Origin of the sequence: Fulvivirga sp. M361 (genome assembly GCF_007097395.1) — a bacterium.
In the GTDB taxonomy this organism is placed as follows: domain Bacteria; phylum Bacteroidota; class Bacteroidia; order Cytophagales; family Cyclobacteriaceae; genus Fulvivirga.
Genome location: NZ_VKDC01000061.1, coordinates 1 through 20,520, shown reverse-complemented (window position 1 = coordinate 20,520; position 20,520 = coordinate 1). Strand labels below are relative to the sequence as shown.

The 20,520-nt window shown below is 40.2% G+C and carries 15 protein-coding genes; 8 read left to right on the top strand and 7 right to left on the bottom strand.

Annotated elements, in window-relative coordinates; all coding sequences use genetic code 11:
- Positions 1-44 precede the first annotated feature (44 nt).
- Both FNH22_RS30790 and FNH22_RS30785 read left to right on the top strand, forming a co-directional pair.
- The gene (locus FNH22_RS30790; protein ID WP_143402388.1) at positions 45-4,364 is read left to right on the top strand and encodes a two-component regulator propeller domain-containing protein; all 4,320 of its coding nucleotides are present in this window, start codon (positions 45-47) and stop codon (positions 4,362-4,364) included.
- A 205-nt stretch (positions 4,365-4,569) separates the two neighbouring features.
- Positions 4,570-5,499, top strand: coding sequence for a tail fiber protein (locus FNH22_RS30785; protein WP_143402387.1), 930 nt, complete (start codon positions 4,570-4,572; stop codon positions 5,497-5,499).
- A gap of 144 nt (positions 5,500-5,643) precedes the next feature.
- Here the strand turns inward: FNH22_RS30785 and FNH22_RS30780 are convergent, their stop codons facing one another.
- From FNH22_RS30780 to FNH22_RS30755, 6 genes are all read right to left on the bottom strand, one after another.
- The gene (locus FNH22_RS30780; protein WP_143402386.1) at positions 5,644-6,495 is read right to left on the bottom strand and encodes a hypothetical protein; all 852 of its coding nucleotides are present in this window, start codon (positions 6,493-6,495) and stop codon (positions 5,644-5,646) included.
- A 334-nt stretch (positions 6,496-6,829) separates the two neighbouring features.
- A complete protein-coding gene (locus tag FNH22_RS30775; protein ID WP_185154514.1) occupies positions 6,830-8,878 on the bottom strand; it encodes a caspase family protein in 2,049 nt (682 codons plus the stop codon).
- Positions 8,879-8,885: 7 nt separating this feature from the next.
- Entirely contained in the window at positions 8,886-9,854 is a 969-nt protein-coding gene (locus FNH22_RS30770) for a DUF6175 family protein (RefSeq protein ID WP_143402384.1), read from the bottom strand.
- 11 nt (positions 9,855-9,865) lie between these two features.
- Positions 9,866-10,396, bottom strand: coding sequence for a hypothetical protein (locus FNH22_RS30765; RefSeq protein WP_143402383.1), 531 nt, complete (start codon positions 10,394-10,396; stop codon positions 9,866-9,868).
- A gap of 5 nt (positions 10,397-10,401) precedes the next feature.
- Complete coding sequence (locus FNH22_RS30760; RefSeq protein ID WP_143402382.1) at positions 10,402-12,414, bottom strand: hypothetical protein; 2,013 nt, start codon at positions 12,412-12,414, stop codon at positions 10,402-10,404.
- A 166-nt stretch (positions 12,415-12,580) separates the two neighbouring features.
- Positions 12,581-12,997 carry a hypothetical protein gene (locus FNH22_RS30755; protein ID WP_143402381.1) on the bottom strand — a complete coding sequence of 139 codons (417 nt, stop codon included), beginning with the start codon at positions 12,995-12,997 and terminating at the stop codon, positions 12,581-12,583.
- Between the two features lie 146 nt (positions 12,998-13,143).
- Here FNH22_RS30755 and FNH22_RS30750 point away from each other — a divergent pair, with 146 nt between their 5' ends.
- The 3 genes from FNH22_RS30750 to FNH22_RS30740 are packed head-to-tail and all read left to right on the top strand — an operon-like array spanning position 13,144 to position 15,037.
- Positions 13,144-13,863, top strand: coding sequence for a LytTR family DNA-binding domain-containing protein (locus tag FNH22_RS30750; RefSeq protein ID WP_143402380.1), 720 nt, complete (start codon positions 13,144-13,146; stop codon positions 13,861-13,863).
- A 27-nt stretch (positions 13,864-13,890) separates the two neighbouring features.
- Complete coding sequence (locus tag FNH22_RS30745) at positions 13,891-14,457, top strand: RNA polymerase sigma factor (protein WP_143402379.1); 567 nt, start codon at positions 13,891-13,893, stop codon at positions 14,455-14,457.
- On the top strand, positions 14,447-15,037 hold the full coding sequence (locus FNH22_RS30740; protein WP_143402378.1) for a hypothetical protein: 591 nt from the start codon (positions 14,447-14,449) through the stop codon (positions 15,035-15,037). The genes FNH22_RS30745 and FNH22_RS30740 overlap by 11 nt, the downstream gene beginning before the upstream one ends.
- 212 nt (positions 15,038-15,249) lie before the next feature.
- Here the strand turns inward: FNH22_RS30740 and FNH22_RS30735 are convergent, their stop codons facing one another.
- Entirely contained in the window at positions 15,250-15,531 is a 282-nt protein-coding gene (locus FNH22_RS30735) for a hypothetical protein (RefSeq protein ID WP_143402377.1), read from the bottom strand.
- A 26-nt stretch (positions 15,532-15,557) separates the two neighbouring features.
- Here FNH22_RS30735 and FNH22_RS32255 point away from each other — a divergent pair, with 26 nt between their 5' ends.
- The 3 genes from FNH22_RS32255 (at position 15,558) to FNH22_RS30725 (ending at position 20,123) form a co-directional block, all read left to right on the top strand.
- The gene (locus tag FNH22_RS32255) at positions 15,558-15,725 is read left to right on the top strand and encodes a hypothetical protein (protein WP_185154513.1); all 168 of its coding nucleotides are present in this window, start codon (positions 15,558-15,560) and stop codon (positions 15,723-15,725) included.
- 147 nt (positions 15,726-15,872) lie between these two features.
- Positions 15,873-17,834: a tetratricopeptide repeat protein gene (locus FNH22_RS30730; protein WP_143402376.1), complete on the top strand. Its 1,962-nt coding sequence runs from the start codon at positions 15,873-15,875 to the stop codon at positions 17,832-17,834.
- Positions 17,835-18,032: 198 nt separating this feature from the next.
- Entirely contained in the window at positions 18,033-20,123 is a 2,091-nt protein-coding gene (locus FNH22_RS30725) for a VCBS repeat-containing protein (RefSeq protein ID WP_143402375.1), read from the top strand.
- Positions 20,124-20,520: the final 397 nt, after the last annotated feature.

The window sequence follows — 20,520 nt, the reverse complement described above, 5'->3', positions numbered from 1 at the left end:
AAATGCCGTATTTTTATCCCTCATATTTGGGTGTCGTATAAGGTGTGCTTTTTGTTTCTAACTATCTCAAAAATAACACCTTACACCCAAATTATTCACCTACTAATGAATTTTCCGGGTTAAGCATCTATGTATTTCTAATTGCCTCGCTTTTCGTTTTTTGTATCCGGGGTCATGGCCAGAATAAAGTCCAGTTTGATCATATTACTACCGAAAACGGGCTGTCCCAAAATGATGTAAACTGTATTTTTCAGGACAGCGAAGGCTTTATGTGGTTTGGCACGCATGATGGGCTCAATAAATATGACGGGTATAATTTCACCATTTACCGTCCCGACCCTCAGAACCCTGCTGCTATCAAAAGTAATCTTATTGCCACGCTGGAAGAAGATAAAGAAGGCAATATTTGGATAGGAACTACAGGTAAGGGAGTTGCCAGGTTTGATAAAGACACGGAAGAGTTCGTTCATTTTTTGAAGGTAGAAGGTGACAAAAACAGCCTGAGCCACGATCATGTATTCACCATTCACATAGACCAGCAAAGTAGATTATGGGTTGGAACAGCTGACGGGTTAAATATGATGGACCTGACCAATGAGGCTACTAAGCAAAAAGGATTTCTAAGAATAGCTTTGACCGGAAGCGTTGGCGCCGGATTACCAGCTAATGATATTAATAGTTTTCATGAAGAACCGGATGGTACCATATGGTTAGGTACGTTAGATGGGTTATATCAATTGAAATTTACTGATGATACAGGAAGTATTCGTGTCGAACGCATCCCTTTGCCCGTCAGGGCTATCTACAGTATCACGCAGGATACTTTCGGATCACTTTTGATTGGAGCGGCTGGCGGTTTATTTTATGAAACAGGGAGAGACCCCTGGAATTTCAAAAAACTGGCCGGAGGCCTTCATGTTAAGCTTTGCCTGGATGATAATAATAATATTTGGTCGGGTACGAATGATGGAGTTTTTGTTCTTAAAAGCTCGAATGGGAACTCCCAGCCTGTTTTGGAAGCCCGGTTTCATGAGAATGTAAGAGACCCGGGCAGCTTAAACAAGAACTTAATTAAGTCGCTGTATAGGGATAATATGGGCATCATTTGGATAGGTATGAATGGTGGTGGTATTAATAAATTTGACGCCCAACGAAAGAATTTTAACCATGTTAAAAGGACACCTGACCCTCAAAGCCTGGTATATGATAAAATAAGGTCAGTCTTTGAAGACAGTAACGGGACCTTGTGGATTGGCACAGAGGGTGGGGGACTGAGCATGCTTCCAAAAGGCGATGAGGACACTTTTAACAATTTTGAACACTTCCATAGTGCTTTGAATGTATTTGCGATTACCGAAGTAAAACATGATAACAAACGCTACCTGATGATTGGCTCGGAAGATTTTCCTTTCCTCCATATCAAAGACATTTCGGACCCTTCTGACATGACCCCTTTCACTCCTCTACCCGGTGTAACAGGGGGCGTTTTTTCTATCCTGCAAGATGCAAGAGGCTTCATTTGGGTAGGCACATACTTTGACGGACTTTTCCGATGGGACCCCGGTTCAGAGTTTGACAGTAGCAATTTCCATCAAATAACGGCTAACGAAAATCCGGACGGAGGATTGCCCACCAACATCATTAGAAATGTTTATGAAGATAGCAGAGGCAATATTTGGCTGGGTACCGGAAATGGATTGTGCAAACTTACCCCTGAAGAAGCCTATAAGAAAGATCCGAAGTTTGTGGTTTATCAAAGTGATCTGGAAGACCAAAAGTCGCTGAACTACAATTATATTTTGCCAATCTATGAAGGTCAACAGGGGTTTTTATGGATAGGTACTTTTGGAGGTGGTTTGAATAAATTTGATCAGGACAAAGAGGTTTTTAAAGCTTATATGGAAAATGATGGACTGGCCAATAACGTCGTAAAGGCAATCCAGCAAGATGAAAAGGGAAACCTTTGGCTCTCCACTAACCGGGGGCTGACCAAGTTTGATCCTTCAGAAGAGGTTTTTAAGAATTATGATATCAATGATGGCCTTCAAAGCTATGAGTTCCAGGAGCTGGCCAGTTATAAAAGGACCAGTGGTGAAATGATCTTTGGAGGGGTCAATGGATTTAACTCATTTTACCCGAATGAAATAAAAGATAACCTGCAAAATGCCAAGGGAATACTTACTGATTTTTACATATTCAATGAAAGGGTCAAACCGAGTAGTGAATTCAATGGACGCATACTGCTGGAACAGTCTATCTCAAAAACACAAAAAATACACTTAAGGCATTATGAAAATAGTTTCTCGTTTGATTTTGCCGCACTTCATTTCGCAGCTCCGAATAAGAATCAATATGCCTATAAATTAGAGGGCTTCGACGAAAACTGGACCTATACCAATGCAGAAAAACGATTTGCTAATTATACTAACATATCTCCGGGCGATTATAAATTCAAGCTAAAAGTCTCTAACAATGATAATCTCTGGAGCGGTACTTATGAATCTTTAGCCATCACAGTAAACCCTCCCTTTTGGTTGACACCCTGGGCCTATCTTTTTTACCTGTCCTTTGGAATAACATTTCTTCTTGGGTTGAGAAGATTCACTATCATAAGGATAACCGAGAAACATAATCTGCAACTGGAGCATTTGGACAGGGAAAAATCAGAAGAGTTACACCAGACGAAACTGCAGTTTTTTACGAATATATCGCACGAATTTAAAACCCCTCTTACACTTATTGCCGGCCCTCTGGAGGAATTGCTAAAAAACGATGATAATCAGGACCGTAGAATACAGTATAAGCTCATCCAAAAAAACTCACGCTACCTGTTAAAACTAATTAACCAGTTAATTGATTTCAGAAAGCTGGACCAGGGTAAAATGAAATTAAATGTGTCAGAAAGTCCCATAGTGGATTTTATCATAGAATCTTGTTCTCCTTTTCAATTCCTGGCCAACAAAAAAAATATTGACTACGAAATTATAGTTCCTGAAGCATCTCCCGTTACCTGGTATGACCCGGATGTATTAGAAAAGATCATGAACAATTTGCTGTCAAATGCCTTCAAGTTCACACCGGAAAACGGCGAGATCACCGTTGAAGTCCAATTTGGCAAAACCGAGAGGACCAGAACACGACGGGATATTTTCCTGGGAAAAAAAATAGTTCCCTATGAATTTGTGAAAATTAGTATAAAGGATACCGGTTCAGGGATTGATGGGGATAAAATACACAGGATATTTGACCGGTTCTATAATGAAGGAGAAGAAGGCACAGCTGCCAATGGGTCTGGTATAGGGCTTTCTTTTACTCAAAGCCTGGTTAAGCTCCACCATGGCGCAATAACAGTGAGCAGTGAGCCAGGTAGTGGTTCATTATTTGAGGTGAAGATACCCTATAATAAAAGGGATTTTAAGAATTCAGAGATGGTTGCCGGGGACCTCAAATCCGGGAAGTCACCGTCTGATACATTAGTCATTACGGAAGCATTAGAGGTGCCTAATGTTGGGGAATTTGAGCCAAATTCAGATGAGAATTTACCTGTTTTGCTAGTGGTTGACGATAGCGCCGATATCCGAAGTTTTATCAGGAGAGGACTGGGAAATTCTTACAGGATCATTGAAGCGGATAACGGTGAGAGTGGGTATGATCAGGCATTGGAGTACTTGCCGGATATAGTGGTCAGTGATATCATAATGGCAAAAATGGATGGGATCACTTTGTTAAATAAGTTAAAATCTGATAAGAAGACAAGTCATATTCCTGTATTACTGCTAACGGCTAAAACGGCAGAAACGAGTGAGTTCCAGGGCAGGCATAGCGGCGCTGATGGTTACATTACCAAACCTTTTAGAATTGATCTGCTGGAGTTAAGGATCAAAAACATTATTTCTTACCGGGAGCAGCTGAGAAAGCGATTTGCCATTGACATAGCCATGCAGCCCACGGATATTACCGTGACCTCGGCAGATGAACAGTTCATTAAACAGGCCATGGAAATAGTAGAACTGCATATGACCGACGCCGAGTTTACAGTAAACGAGTTTGTCAAAGAAATGGGATTAAGCCGGAGTAATTTATATTCCAAATTCAAAGAGCTGACCGGTATGTCTACCAGTGAATTTGTCAGGAGTGTCCGTTTGAAAAGGGCCATTCATTTACTTGAAAAAAGTGATTTTTCAGTGAAGGAAGTAATGTACAAAACAGGTTTCAATACAGCCTCTTACTTTACCAAATGCTTTAAAAGGCAATTTGGCTTTACACCAAGCGAATATGAATCGAGCCCAAGTGATGTTAAGAACAGGATAGATAAAGAACTTCATGGCGAGACGAGAACATCGGGAGAGGAGCATTCATTTTAGGCTAACATAAATGAGTGAATTTGTTACATGTTTATTTATTAAAGTACTATGAGTATACAAATTTCACTTTATGAAACTTTTCAGAATCATAAAGCTTATCTGAAAGATGAAAAACTTAAATTTAATGTACTTATGTGATAGGCTTGCATGTGGTGATTGGTAATCATATGTAATAGGCAGCATTTTTCAATTAAAAGAATTCGCCATGAAAAGTTTGAAACCACTATTTATCATTCTGTTGTTTTCTGAATTTTGTTTTTCTCAGGTTACTGAGGTCGGAGATAAGGTTGGAATTGGAACAACAAACCCTATTTCGAAATTGAATGTTGGAGGCACCCTTGGACAATATCTATGGAGTGTTGGTAATGGATGGGGTGATTTTAGTGTTTCAAACGGTGTATATGGAATTTCTTTAGGTGTTGCTGATGGTGGATCCGGTGCGGGAACTAATACTATATGGACAAAAGGAGGCGCTGAAGTACTGCAAGTAGGAAACCCCACGTCAGGTGTCATTATGCAATTTTCAAAAAATGGAAATGTTGGGATAGGAACAACAAACCCTATTTCTACATTAAATGTTGGAGGCAACCTCGGGCAATACTTTTGGGGAGTTGGTAATGGATGGGGTGATTTTAGTGTTTCAAATGGTGTATATGGAATTTCTTTTGGCGTTGCAGATGGTGGGGCCGGAGCGGGAACTAGTACTATTTGGACCAAAGGAGGTGCTGAAATACTTCAAATAGGAAACCCTACCTCAGGTGTTATTATGCAGTTTTCCAAAAATGGAGAGATAGGAATTGGAACAACAAACCCTGATGCGAAACTAACTGTTAAAGGAGACATTCACACTCAAGAAGTGAAAGTAGACTTAAATGGGGCTGTTGCTCCGGACTTTGTTTTCGAACGAGATTATGAACTTCTTACCTTAAAGGAGACAGAAAAATATATTCAGGCTAACAAACATCTACCAGAAATTCCTTCAGCTCAAGAAATGGAAAAAAATGGTATTGAACTCAAGGAAATGAATCTTAAGCTTCTTCAGAAAGTAGAAGAACTAACGCTTCACCTTATCCATCAGAATAAAGAAATCGACAAAATGAAAAAGGAGATCTCTGCTTTGAAAAGATCAAGATAGGATAAGGTATTCAAGTCCGATTTGAATCATTCAAGTTATTCTTTTACAACAAGCCATAGTTAACCTAACCAATGAAAAGAGGCCGCCTTGACGACCTCTTTTCAACCTAATCCACAACTGACTTTTGGAATCCATAGTTGTGATCTAATCGGGGCAACCGACTCTTAAATCCCAGGCGGTGGAGCTTCCGATGCACCCACTCATGTAAAGCGTTAAAATTCTGGATATCCCGGGATCGTAATTTAATTCTACTGTTCCGGACCCACTGACATACCCGTCCGTGCCATCGCCGCATTGACTTACCGGGGGAAAATCATTTACACCCAGTGAACTTCCTGTACCACCGACCCACTGATCATTGTAGAAAACGTCCATTCTGTCCCTTAGAGAATACATGTTGTATCGGATCGGGACTATCCCGCTGCTGTCTCCGAGATCGTAGGACAAGATGGTCAGCCCGTCGCTGCCGCTATCAGTTCCCGGGCAGGTTTGGATGGATTCTATGACCACGCTCGTTGTTAGCATATTACTCACCCGGTTATTATTATCGTAAATGGCATAAGACAGACTGAAGTCCCCGTTAAGGATGAAGTCAGGGATCTGCACAGGGATCACTAAAAGCCCTATATCATCTGTGGTGATCGAGGAAGCCGGGATGTCCCAAAAGTCACTGGCCCCATCCACCTGAATATAACAGCCTCCATACCCTGAGCCTGCGCCGGAGGCAGTGAAAAAATTAAAGGGCAGGAACAGTGTATTATCCGCTACTACTGAGGCACTGGTTTGGTTATTACCAATGTTTGGAGCGTTGGGGTCATTACTGCTTACAGGTAAGTCACCGGAACGCTTGTTTCCTGGTATGATCAATACGGAAGACAGTGCGTTAACGTCCGAAGGATCCACGGGTTGTTGAACACTGTCATCGTCACTGCAGCTACTTAAAGTTATTGTTATCAGGGTACTCATGGTAAGGAGGGATCGAAGCATTTTTTTCATGACTAACTGTGTTTAAGTTTAATTAAATGGATTGACCACCACTGTTAAGGCATGAATAGTTACCGCTACCGGGCCCTTATTTTGCTGGTCAATAACACTATATTATACACCTGATGTCATTCGTTGAAATTTAGTTTTTGAACTTATGCAATGGTTTTGTGAAGCGCGGGATAACGTTCACCAACGCAATTTAGTGGTTGATGTGATCCGGGTTTAAGTGACGTTTTCCGAGCCGACTTCCGGCATTGTTATTATGGCTGAATCGTTTTTTTAAAATTCCTTTAGCTGGGCGGGATACCTGTCGGGTGATTGGACCGTCACTATCTATCCTCTGCTATTCGTCATAAACAAAGTAGAACACCCCTTTGAGCCGTTCTTCCTCCCATGGTTTTTGATTCCCATTGGATTTATGTTCCACTTCATTCCTGGTATTTCTGAATACATCATGGATCCGTTGAGGTATTTTCATTTGCCGGATCAGCTCACCGGTATACAGGCCGTTTTCGCCTTCTCCATCGGATGCCACGCTGCCCGGTTCGGTAGAATAGGCGATGATAGTACCGGTAGGAGGGGTAACACGTGCCAGTCCTCCTCCACCTCGGGAACCTTTAGGGAAGGTGTTGTTACGACACGCATCAAGTATGATAATATGAAGGCTATTTTCATTGATCGTTTCCATAGCGGTTAGCACGGATTCAAGCGCTAACGTCTGTTTTCTTATATCATTGGGAGATTGTATTTTGGCATCTACCGGTACCAGGTAATTCTTTCTGTCTACCTCAATCCCGTGTCCCGAATAATAGAATAATACCACATCCGATTCCGCAATTTTAGCCCCAAAATTGTCTACGGCATCTCGCATGGTATTACGATCAGCGTCTAATACTTTGGAAACATCAAATCCAAAGGAACTTAAGGTAGCTGCCATATCCAAAGCATCATTTCTGGCATTTCTTAGCTCATCTACATGGATGTACCCATTGTTACCAATGATCAATGCACTTTTTTTAAGATCTTTAGGTAATGCCGTTGGTTTGGCTTTTTGAGGTTTGTTAGTACTCTTCTTTACCAACAGGGTCTTTGCCAGTTTTTGGTTATTCACTGTCTCTAAGAGCAAAGGGACTTCGCGTTCGGGTTCGCGGATAAAAATGGTCCTGCTGAATACCCCATCATTGTCCCAACGTGTTTCTTTTCCATCTACGATCAGTTTTTTTGCTTTTTTAGGATGATCAATGTAGCCGTAGATCTTTAAACTGTCCTGATAGGCAAAGACCTCTCCGGTAGAAGATCTGCTGGCCGGACTTACCACACGAAACAGTGTTTGGGGAGTGTTTTTCTTTTTGACGGGTTCCGCGTCAGTAATCCCTTTTTTTTGTGTGTCTCCCTGAGAATTGACATTGGTTATATTATTGTTGTTCACTACTACATCGCTGCCTCCGCCTAAGCGATTGTTATTGTTATAGCTGTCATGTGTATTGCGGTGTTGAGAGTCTACTAGAGCGGCGGCGCCCATAAATTCTACTGCCTCATATTTGGCTTTGGTGATCTCGGTGGCCTTATCAATTAATTTGTCGTCACGTTCCCACTTTTTCTCCAAAAACTCATCCACTTCAACCTTGATCCGCTCTTTAAGTTTTTCCGCTTCCTCGTAGCATGATGACGATGGGAATATGTTATTTAAAGTCGTAGTTACTGCCCTGTAATCTTTCAACACAAAAGCAGATCTGGCAATACTCAGGTATATGCCGCAGTCCCGGTTTTTTTTCTTCTCATAGAGCTCTATCATGTGCTTAGAGATCTCTGCCTGACAATGAACAAAAGTAGGAACGGATGCCAGCCGACTAAATGCTTCTGTATACCGGTCCAGCTCTGCATCTCGTAAGGCTTCATTGGCGATCCGGTTGCAATTTACCTCGTAGTAGTCTATTACCTTCTTTTTTGCATCCTCCAGAAAAGCATCCACACGCTTTTGAGCATACCTTAACCGGTTAAAAGCGTTGCTGTATGCCTTATTCTCTGTTTTGCCTATTCCTTTCAGTTCAAAGAAATCAGAGTGAAACACCGTATTGTCATAAAGGTTGATCAGGGAAAGGTTTAACTCCAGTTGATAAGAGATCATTGGCGGGACTGTAGGAGTGACGTCCTTAGTAATAGTGGTCATGTACGGAACAATGACCAATGACTCAGCGTGACTTCCAAGAGATATGACATGCGATTTGTTTAACAGACCGACAAGCGTTGCACGTAGCTTGCCGGAGGAATAATTGGTGTATTGATCAAACCGGATATCATTGGAAAGCATGACCTGGAAAGTGCCCTTTTGCGCGTTGGCATGCCCAAGTATCCATAGGGTGAACATGATGGTAGTTAATAACTTTTTCATAACTGCTTTATTCACCCAGATAAACCCATATTTCCCCAATTCCCTTTTCATAGAAATTGACCTGGCCTTTCAGAGCGCACTGTTGTTCCAGGAACCCCTCGATGCTCCTTCCGAAATCAAGTAATCTGAATTTTCTCATTCTACCGTTGCGCTCTTTTTCATAGGGTATCCTTACATCCTTGTAAGACAGTTGAGAACCTGTGTTTTTATCCAATTCATATACCTCATTGACGGTGTTATTCAGTAGCCAGTCGTCAATAACGTAGCGGTACTTGTCACCGGCGGATCCACACTCATTATCAAAATCAAAATCAGTACCGTCCCACACAAAGAATTTGACTTCTATTTCCCTGCCGTTTGATTTAATATCGCTGAAATGGTCCTGTATTTTACCTAACAGGTTGGTCACGGTCTGATTGACCGCCTCTGTGATGAGCATAGCTGTATTTTGTGCCTTAGTCCCTCCGGCAAATATCTCACTCGCGAATGCCTTTTTACTGTAGGTGTCTATGGCATTCATGGTAAAAGAGTTGAGGTATAGGAAAGGTCCTTTTTTCTCTATTTTCCAGCTAATCTTCAGTAGGATATCAGACGACACAGTTTGATTCAGCAGATCTTCAGGAGTTTGTCTTACCCCATCACCGGTGGCCTTACTTTGTTTAATATTCATTTGGGCCAGCTCCTCATCAATTTCATTGATAGAGCCTAAAAGCGTCTGCGTGTTGTATCCTCGTTCCTGGAAATAACTCTGGATAGTCGTAGTTACCTCTTCCAGTTCATCATTATTTTGGCATGCTTTGACATAATCAGGGTACATGCGTTGTGTGCCTTCATTGTCAATGGTTATCGTATAGTCATTCTGATTAAACCATAAGTCAGTAGGCATGATCATCAGGTCGGGCAGATCCTGTCCTTGCCCCATTGCCATGAACTGGGTGAACAGCAGAAATAATATAATGTTGAGTGATGTTTTCATGAATAGAGTCGTTAAAAGCCAATTCCTTTTTTGATGAAACCGTCTTTCGCCAGTTTACTTCTGAGTAGTTCCACATTAACTTGCACCGGCACACCGATCTTTTTCGTTTTACCCAGATCGGTGATATCTTCCGGGTTGATCGTAACATGGTCCATGTAGGATACATAGTTCAGATAGGATGGCGCAGCTTTTTTCTCGCGTTGCCAGCTATTCAGATCTTTTACACCAAAGAAACTTTTAAAATATTTGGCTTCGTCAAACATTAGATCAGGGTCATCGATCAGGGGCCTGCTATAGTTACTTGCGGGGATACCCCTGAAGATCACGGCATGGACAGCATCACGCTTGCCTCTTTCAATAGCTTCACTGGCATTCTTACCATAGGAGAAAACTTTAAACAACACCGTGCCCTTGACGCCTGACTTACCCGGGATGGCTTTGACTTCATAGCTGAGTGAGGAGATCTTATTTTTTTGAGCATAGCTTACACCGCTAAATACCAAGGGTAAAAGGGTGATAAGTGTAATGAATACGTTCTTCATGATGGTTATTTTTTGTAGTTAATTCTTTGAAAATCATAGCGAAGGGTGAGTTCAACGTGTGACCGGTAACCCTCCAGTGGAAAACGCCCTTCGTCACTGTCAAATACAGCTTGTCCGTTTCCATCAGCAAAAGGGGCATTAAAATCAACACTGGTGTAGGAGCCCGAGGCTATGAGCGATAGATCATGGGTTAATCTAATGCCGAATCTGGCCCCTACTTCAAATGCAAGGTCTTTGCCATAATCGTCTATGGAGGATTCGGCAACGAAACGCTCTGCTACCTGTTCATTTTTAAATTGGGCCTGGTAATATCTTAATCCCATCAAGGGACCTATAATGAACCGCTTAAGAAAATACCACTCCTTACTGATGCCCAGGCCGACGCTGAAAACGGATACATTAGTCTTGAAATTTTCACCGTTTATAGTAATCTCTTCCATCCCGCCGGGTTGGTCGGAATTGTCATAGAAAAGGTCTAAATACAACTTTTGACCGTATTTAAGTTTTTTAAAAAGAGGAGGGATGTAAATATCAAGCCTTCCTACCAGGCCATCACTGGAAAACCCACCATAGGCAGATACGGGTATCCTGTTTTCTACTACCTGATCGCCAAGGTCCAGTTGTTTACCTTGTAACTGAATAAATTTAGAAGGCTGTCTTCTTCCATTTTCGCCACGGGTTCCATCGGAAATAAAGGTGGTAGCTAAAATCGACCCTATCCTTTTGGACTTTACTTGCCCAGTTTGTTTATCAACCGTTCTTCTCAATACATCATACCTGTGGTTTACTTTCAGGCCTTGTTGTCTGCCTATTTTAACCTGGATAGGCTTTGTAGCGAAAATGGCAGAGCTCGTCTTGAATTCTTTAAGTCCCTTTGTGGTTTCTTTTAAGGCGGTGGCGGGTACGTAAAGATCCTTCAGCCGCTTGAAATAAGTGTCTTCATTATAGTTTCCGGACAAATCAGTTTTTAGGACATCTTTGAAGTTCGTCAAACTTCCGGTAATCTTGGACCTGTCCATTTTTCGCTGACCTTTTTCATCGAATGTCATGGTAGATCGCACGGTTTTCACCACATTTTCTTTAAGGTGGAGTGGGATCGTTAATTCATTTCTGTACTCATGCGCTTCTGACTTCTGTTCTTCGCTATTACTCTGATCGGCCCATCCGTTTTCCCAGAAATCATTGTTGATGATACTGTCTCCCAGGCTTAGTTTATAGAGATACGCGTTCCTTTGTATGGTAAAACCGCGCTCTCTTCTCACTACCTTGGTTTTTACAGGCTTTATAGGCGCCTCCGGGCGGGAGCGTAGTTTTTCGAGCGCTGTCTCCTGTGGTATATTGTTAGCCTGGGCCTCTTTCAGTAAAGCGCTACGCTCCTCTGAATACTTTTTAAGGTCCTGTTCGTATTCCTTCAACCGGGCAGGATACGCTGCAGAATCGGTGGCGTATTGTACAGCGTTGATGGAGTCCCTTTTGTCATAGACATCGTCCAGACGGCTCAATCCATGATGATGGATGACCAGCACGTAATTAGTATTCAGTACGCGATTTAAATATTCGCGTTGTACACTGGTTTCTGCATCTAACGTGGTGAGCGAACTCAATGAGAGCGTATTATCTGAGGCGACTTCTTGCATTCTTTGGTTCAACAGATCGATGCTCAACGCCCCCTCTTTTTCCTGGAACAGGTAGTTGAGGACTTTATTGGGGACTTTGTTTTCCTGCAGGGTTTTATGGACAAAACCGGCCTGGTCCGTTGGTATTGACTCAGCAGTGACGTATATGTTTTCCTTGATGGGGTTACGGAAATACTCTTCGGGCAGAGTATTATCCACTTGTTGTGTCAATTTTTCGTAGGCCTGAGTGAACCGGTTGTCGTCCTCAATAATATGTATAACACTGACCGTTTTGTTGATGCTAAAGGTACTTTGCGCATAGCACATGTTTGCGGTCGTGTAAAACACCAGTGCACAAATGAGTGCAGATACTGATTTGATTAAATTGTAATGATGTGTCATAATAAGCTGAGTTAAGTTGTTTTAAATGGTTTCAAGAGTGGTATGTTTTTTGTCAGGATCTATTCATTTCGTTTTTAGTAAGCTTACTCGCGTTGTGAAACTTTTTAAGTGGGTAGAAGTATGATATGGCCCGCTTGAAGACGTTTTGCCCATATTGAGAATAAGCCTAACCGGTCAGTTTTTTTTCTACTCGTTCAAAGTATTTTTTCATTTCCATAATATCAGATTTTACACCCCTAAGACGTTCTATTTCATCCGTTTCCAAGGTGCCCGCGGCATACAGAATGAGGTCCTTTTCAAGCTGGTCCCAGCTGTCGTATTCAAGAAAAATCACTAGTTTTTCCATCGTACGGGCAGTTAAGCTTCTGGGGCGGGTATGACCTGGGTATTTAAAAAGCCTTTTGATCATGCTCGTGCTGATGTTGATCATTGACGCCAATGTCACGTAGTGCTTATTCACCCACTTTTCTTCATTCGTTTCCAGAATGAAGTACCTTTTTTTTGTGCTTGGCCTAGTTTCAAAATCCTTTCTTATCTTTCGGATGATGAAGGCCTGCATGCTATTCATTAACCATTCATTCATAGCTACGCCGTTGTTTGATGAAGTATAATTATGGATAGAATGGCTTGGTTGAAAATAGAATTTGTGAACAGCTGGCTATCCTCCATGAACTGCCTGAAATTGTTCACAAAGGTTTTTCATGGTGAGTGTAACTAAACCCCGAAGGCATGGAACAGACTACCGTATTTATAGTAGAAAATGAGATACTCATTGCCAGCAAACTCAGGATCCTGTTGGAAAATCATAACTATGCCGTATTGGGTCATTCTGCTACAGGGGATGCGGCCATAAGCCAAATAAGAAAATTAAAGCCTGATATCGTGCTTATGGACGTAAAGATCGATGGGGAATTGGATGGCATCGAAGTGACGGAGATTATTCAAAAGGATGTCAATAGTATTGTCATTTACATCACTCAGACACATGGTAATAGCCAGGTATTTGACCAGGCAAAAAAAACCAGGCCATACGCCTTTTTGCCTAAGCCGTTTTCCGAATCTGAGTTGTTAAGGACCCTTGAACTGGCCATCTTAAATTCTCACAAAAGTGCACCTGCCAAAGAGGCTTTCTATGATAATCAGCGGATCTTTATCCGGCAGAATTATGGATATAATAAATTGGAAGTGAGGCGTATCCTATTCATAAAAGCGGAAGGAAGTTATTCAAAAATAGTTACCGAAAAGGATGAATATATTGTCTCTGACAACTTGAATACGTTTTTCTCAAAATTACCTCCCACAAGTTTGGTACGGTGCCATAGGTCTTACATCATTAACCTGGATAAGGTCACAGGGTTTGATGAAATAAGCATAATGATTGATGAAAAAGAAAGGATCCCCATCGGGAGGACCTATACAAAAATCAAAGATCTGTTTAAAAAAGTATAAAGTGGCATATCAAAAGTCTCACTTAGCATGTTGAAAAGGGTATCCAAATTTTCTGAAACGCAGGTCCTTGAAGGGATCAAAAGAGGCAACAGAGATGTGCTTAAACATATATATCAGAAATATTGGCCGACTATTTTAAAAATGGTGACCGGCAATGGTGTGAGTGAAGACAATGCCAAGGACATATTCCAGGAGGGGATCATTACCATACGGCAGCATTTAATGACCAGTGACTTTAAACTGACCTGTAAGCTCACCACTTACTTGTATTCTGTTTGTAGATACGCCTGTTTTAACTTTGTAAAGCATGAATCACGTTTTGTAGATATCATGGAATATGTTGAGATACATCAAATAACAGAACCAAGGTTTAACCATTTGGATATTGAAGCGGTCGAAGAAGAAATCCGTAAGCTGGGATATCCATGTAAACAGCTATTATTGGGTTATTATTACCATAACATGAGCGCCGCTGACATCGCGCATGAATTCGATCTGAAAACGATAGGGAATGCACGAAAGAAAAAATATGACTGTCTTCAAAAAGTTAAAAAGAACTTTTTCCCCCAAATGAACAAGACGTATGCAAGTTGATGATCCCATAACGGAATTAATTGAACGGTATTTGAATAACCAGCTTTCTGATACTGAGAGGGCTTCATTTGAAAAGAAAGTGGCCACTGACCCTGAGTTAAAGCAGCATCTAGATTTTCACTACAAGTTTGTAGCCAGTATGGAAAAAATTGGAAACGAAGCTTTTAAAGCGACGTTAGATGAAATTCATGAAGAAGTAGTACATCGAAAGGGAAGAGTGATCACCTGGAGGCACTATGTTGTGGCGGCATCGATCCTTTTTGTCATGGCCTTCGGGTTTATCATTTACCGCTCAATAAATACGTCTGGGATGAGTCCCTACTTTGTTACGAAAGAAGTACAATATAAGATAAAGGTCAGAGGCAGCGTAGCACATGATATTGTGGTTAACGTTATTCCTCAAACGAGCTATGATTTTCATTACCTCTGGGCAAATGATACGCTCCGGCTTTATGGTGATTTTCGAAGTAATCGATTTGAGGTATTTCTTGACCCATACAAAAAAGAATACTTCCTGGAGTATTCCGGTAAATACCCTTTACCTGTGTATGATGAAATACGGGAATTGCAGTCTGAATAAGCCATAGGATTGATGCCTGATCCAGGCGGGTACCTGCTAAGTGAGGCAATTATTCGTTCAGTGGTTAGTTTTGGGTTTTTAGTCTTGAGTCCTTAGTCCTTAGTCTTGAGTCTTTGGCATGAGATTATGAGATTTTTGCCATTAAGCTTTCCTATCGAACTCCTCATTAACAAGGTACCTTGTTTTAATTTAATGCCTTTTAATAGGATAACTTAACCGCTTTTTTTGGCCAACCCATTGTACGCTCTGCGCCAGACTCTTCGCTCTTTACACTCCGCCCTATGCACCATGCGCTCTGTTCTCTCGGGATAGTGAAGTTTTTTTTGTAACGTTTTTGAGTTTTCAATATAAAGTAATGTAAGGTCTCCAGGATGTGACCTTTCGTTCCTGATTATCTCGAGAACAGATTGATATTGATGCTTTAGGCCTTTAGTGGTGGTCTTCTGGTCAATGATCAATCCTACCGCTTTACTTCGATGGGCCCGCCATCGCATCTATCCATTTTATAAATCAGAATACTATGCGCTTGTTGAATAAAGTAACACTGTTGCTGGTACTCGGTTTTGGATCTTTATTGTCTACTACTGGCTGTATGAATGAAGAAATTATAGAGCCACAGGAAGACGCTTCGACTCTGTCATCCGGAGGAGAGGAAGAAGATGATCCCATAGAACCATTCCCGGTATAGTTTAATGAAAGCTGCGAACCTGGCGCAGCTTTTTCATTTATCAAAGCGTAAAGTATTGATATTGTGCAAAAAATGGTACAAAAAACAATTTTGTTTTGAATATGAAGATTAAACCTTTTATTTTTTAAAACTTAACCTCAAATACTAATGTCTATTAATTGTATTAAGTTGTGCTTTACTTACTTCATGTTAATGTTAATTACCTTTAACGTTACGCATGCAGACATCCTCCAGGAATCAAATGACACTGATACAATCAGGGATTTACTGACCTCTGACCCACAAAAGGCGCTGGAACTGGCCAGAAAATATTATGATAGTACAAGTGATACCGAAGATTTTGAACGTCAGATCCAAGGTCTCACGCTAATTTCATTTTCTTACTATTACCTGAAAGAATATAAAACTGCTGAAAACTTCGCCGCTGAGGCGGTGAATTTGGCGCATAAACACAATCATGAAAATTTGTCTGCAGAAGCTCTGTACATCATAGGTATTATTGCTTACAAGAGTTCAGATTATCTCAAGAGCGTTGATTACTATCGCCGGTCAATGGAAAAATTCAGAACGTTTGACCTTACCAGGGCCGCCGAACTACAGTTTAACCTGGGCATATCTTTTAACAAGTTAGATATGTATGATTCGGCGCTGATGAATGTTTTGGTGGCTGCCCGGGTGTTTGAAGAAAACGATAAAAAATCGAACCTGGCATCTGCCTGGAATACACTAGGTAATATTTATAATGAACTGGACCAATATGCACTGTCCCTGAAATACCATCTGAAAGCTTTACACATTAGAGAGGCCCTTGCACTATCCGCTTCTATTAGCAGCTCCCTGAATAATATATCATTGGTCTATATGGAAATGGACAGCATATCTAAGGCGCTTGACTATCAATTCAGGTCTCTGGAGCTAAAGAAAGCGCTAGGTGATGCTAAGAAGATCTCCATTGCGCAGAAAAATATTGGTGCCATATATTCCAAGGCGGGAGATCTGATCGAAGCCGGAAAATACTATGAAAAGGCTATGAAAACAGCTCAATCAGTGAGTTATGACAGGATTATAGCCAGTGTGGCCAATGACCTTGCCAGGCTTGACATACAAGATAATAATTATTCAAGGGCGGAAGAGTATTTGGACCTTGCTTATGTACTTTCTCAGAAAATGGGCTCACTGGATCTGAAAAAAACAAACTACGAGTTGTTTTCTATTCTTTATGAAAAGCAGGGAAAATTTAGCGAGTCCAATGCCTTTTTGAAGCAGCAAATGCAGGTACAAGATAGCATTCTGAGTAAGGACAAGAGCCTTTTGATCAATGGAATAAGCAAGAATTATGAAATAGAACAAAAAGAAAGAGAACTTGCCAGTTTGAATGAAAAACACGAATTACTGGAAGCACTGATCTTTCAAAAACAGTTGTCCATTTATTTTCTTATCACCGGCGCTTTGTTACTGATGCTGTTGCTTGTGCTGGCTTATGTGGCCTTTAGAAATAAAAAAGGGGATAATGAGAGAATAAAAATACTCATGCGTGAACTGCACCACCGGGTGAAGAATAATTTCGAGATCATATCGGGGTTGCTTCAGCTGCAGTACGACCAGTTAACGGACCTCGCTGCTAAAGAAGCTATAAAAGATGGGGAAAGCAGGATACAGGCCATGAATATTATCCATCAAAGGTTGTATCTGGAAGACAAGATACAGCACATCGATATGCCTGAATACATCGGAAAGCTTTTGGACAATTTGCACATATCCTATCACAGATCTTCTGACCAGGTACGGTTGGAGAAGGAATTAGACAATGTGAAATTACAAGTGGATAAAGCCATACCCATGGGGTTGATCATTAATGAACTGGCAAGTAATGCCTATAAATATGCCTTTAACGAGCAAGGCCTTGGCGCGCTTAAGGTTAAAATGAAACAGGTAAAAGCACATCGGATCCAATTGGTAATAGAGGACAACGGTAATAGCCCTGATAACCTGAAAATCTCAAGAGGATTTGGACTTAAAATGGTAGACCTGCTTGTCCAGCAATTACATGGAGAATTAAAAGTCACTTACGATAAGGGCAGGAAGTATGACCTTGTTATTGATGTTTAGGCTCCTGGTCCTTTTATTGTTTTCTATTGATATCCTCGAAACTTATTGTAAATAAGTTATTTGGGTGTATTGGTAACTCCTAGGAGATTAATATTGAATCTTTATTCTAGATTAATCTCCTATGTTTTGTTTTCCTAAAGGCTCGATAAATTGGTCTGTGTAACGAATATGACAATCAAAACTTGATACCTTTAAAGTATGAAGTCATATTCGATTTTAATTATTGTTATAATACTCTTTTCGTGTGAAGAAATAACTACAATAAAAAAAGTATCAGGTGGTAAAACATCCACACTCACCGATGGAATATATAGTATAAATGAGAGGTTTATAGACTTGGATACCATTTATATTTCTACAAATGATGATTTAAAAGAAATAATAGAGTCTGTACCTGACAATACGTGTATAATAATTACATCAGGCACGTATAACCTCGAAAACACAATCTACCTAACAGAAAAAAGTAATATTGTTATTTCTGGTGAAGGTTTAAATTCTACTATTATCAACATAGTACCTAAGAACGAATTTCGCAGGTCGATAACTATAGGGAAGAACATTAAATCCTTGTTGATCCAAAATTTAAGTTTCGTAGGAATTGGTTCTAGTTCAAATATATACCATGCAGCAATAGGATCTTCGTTAGGAGGAGCTACAACAGGAGTGGAAAACATAAGTATAAAGTCCATTAAGGTAGATAACCTTCCGGTTGGAATAAGTATTGGGGGTGGTTCCTTAGGTAGTTACAATAATGTACTGATTAAAGAAAATATTGTCAAAAATACTGTGGGCAATGGTCCAGGATTTGGATATGGTATCCACAATGAAAGTGCTACCAATGTTTTAATTGAAAGTAATCGAATTGAACATGCAACCAGACATTCAATTTATCAAGCACGCAATGAGGAGGAATTATTAAATCCAGGATTCTATTCAGTTATCATAAAAAATAATCAAATAGTTAATCACAATTATCCAGATAATCTGGATCCAACAAATCGAGCTGCTATACTTGTTGCAAGATCTAGTAATATCCTAGTTACTAGTAATGAGATAACAAGCTCAGCTTCTGTGGGGATAAGGATTTTTAAAAGTACTAATGTAAATGAGCCGTATCCCGTTGGGAATATTACGGTATCTTTTAATAATCTGACAAATATGTATAACCATGGAATTTCAATAGATACGAATAATCCCTTTTTAGGACTTATTCAAAAGAAAGGAGTGGTAGGTTTCGATTTAAGCGACGTAAGAGACAGGATTATAAAGTTAGATTATAATGGTGATAGTTTTGACGATATTTTATTATACCGTCCAGGAACTGGAATTGTTAATCTAGGAAAGTCGGGAGGAAATTTATCCTTTACAGACAGTACTTTTAGCAGTACGGGCATGGCTTCTTTTGACCTAAGAAATAGTATGGATCAAATCATTTCCTTAGACTATGATGGTGATAATGATGATGATATAATGTGTTATCGACCGGGTTCTGGAATTGTCTATATGGCGAGATCTAATGGTGATGGAACATTTACAAATGTTATGGCTAGCGAATCTGGTGTAGCTAATTTTGACCTGAGAAATAGTATGGATCAAATCATTTCCTTAGACTATGATGGTGATAATGATGATGATATAATGTGTTATCGACCAGGTTTTGGGACGGTTTACATAGGTAGATCAAATGGTGATAGTACGTTTACCAATATTGTAGCCGATGGACTTGGTATTATTGGTTTTGATTTAATGAATGAGAATGACAGAATTGTTTCATTAGATTACAATGGGGATGAACGCGATGATATTTTTTGTTATCGGCCAGGATCAGGCATTTTTTATATGGGTAGGTCAAACGGAGACGGAACATTTACTAATGTTGTCTCCAATGGAGACGGTATTGCCAATTTTGACTTACGCAATGAGAATGATAGAATTATTTCACTGGATTATAATGGAGATAGACTTGACGATATTATTTGTTATCGTCCAGGCGAAAGAATCATTAGTTTAGGTAAATCAAATCGAGATCGAACCTTCTCAACTGTGTATAAGAGTATTACGGGAACGGCTAGTTTTGATCTGACATCAATGAATGACCTTATAATTGCGTTGAATCTAAATCATGATAATTCAGAAGATATTATCCTTTATCGTCCTGGTAGCGGTGATTTTTATGCAGGCATGTCAAATGGAGAACTATATAGACCCCTATTAGATGGCAATCATATTGAAACGAACTGTACTAGTTGTAGTGATGTATATGAGGAAAACATTGTAGTATATTAGAGAATTAATGATTGCCGACTTTTTTACATTAGTGTAAGTTTAGCAGAGTAGTGCTGCAACAGACAACAGTGTAGAAAATCAATTCGATTTAGGCTAAGAATTGTCATTAATGTTTTTGTCATTTTGTAAAGTATCTCTGCGTTTGGATACATTTTTAAGACAATCATACTGATAAGACAAATAATTTTGAATGAAGTGTATCATTCATGCCATTGCCAGCTTTAACAGAATTAATACAAACAACACCCAATGGTTTAACTGCCACATGTTAAATAACGTGAATATCGTTTAAGCGACCAGGTATAATTGTCCATGTTTTTTTTCAAATTGTATATTAAGAGAAGGTTTTTTAGGGAAGAAGCAATAAGCAGAGAGGGCACTGATCAGGTTGATCAGG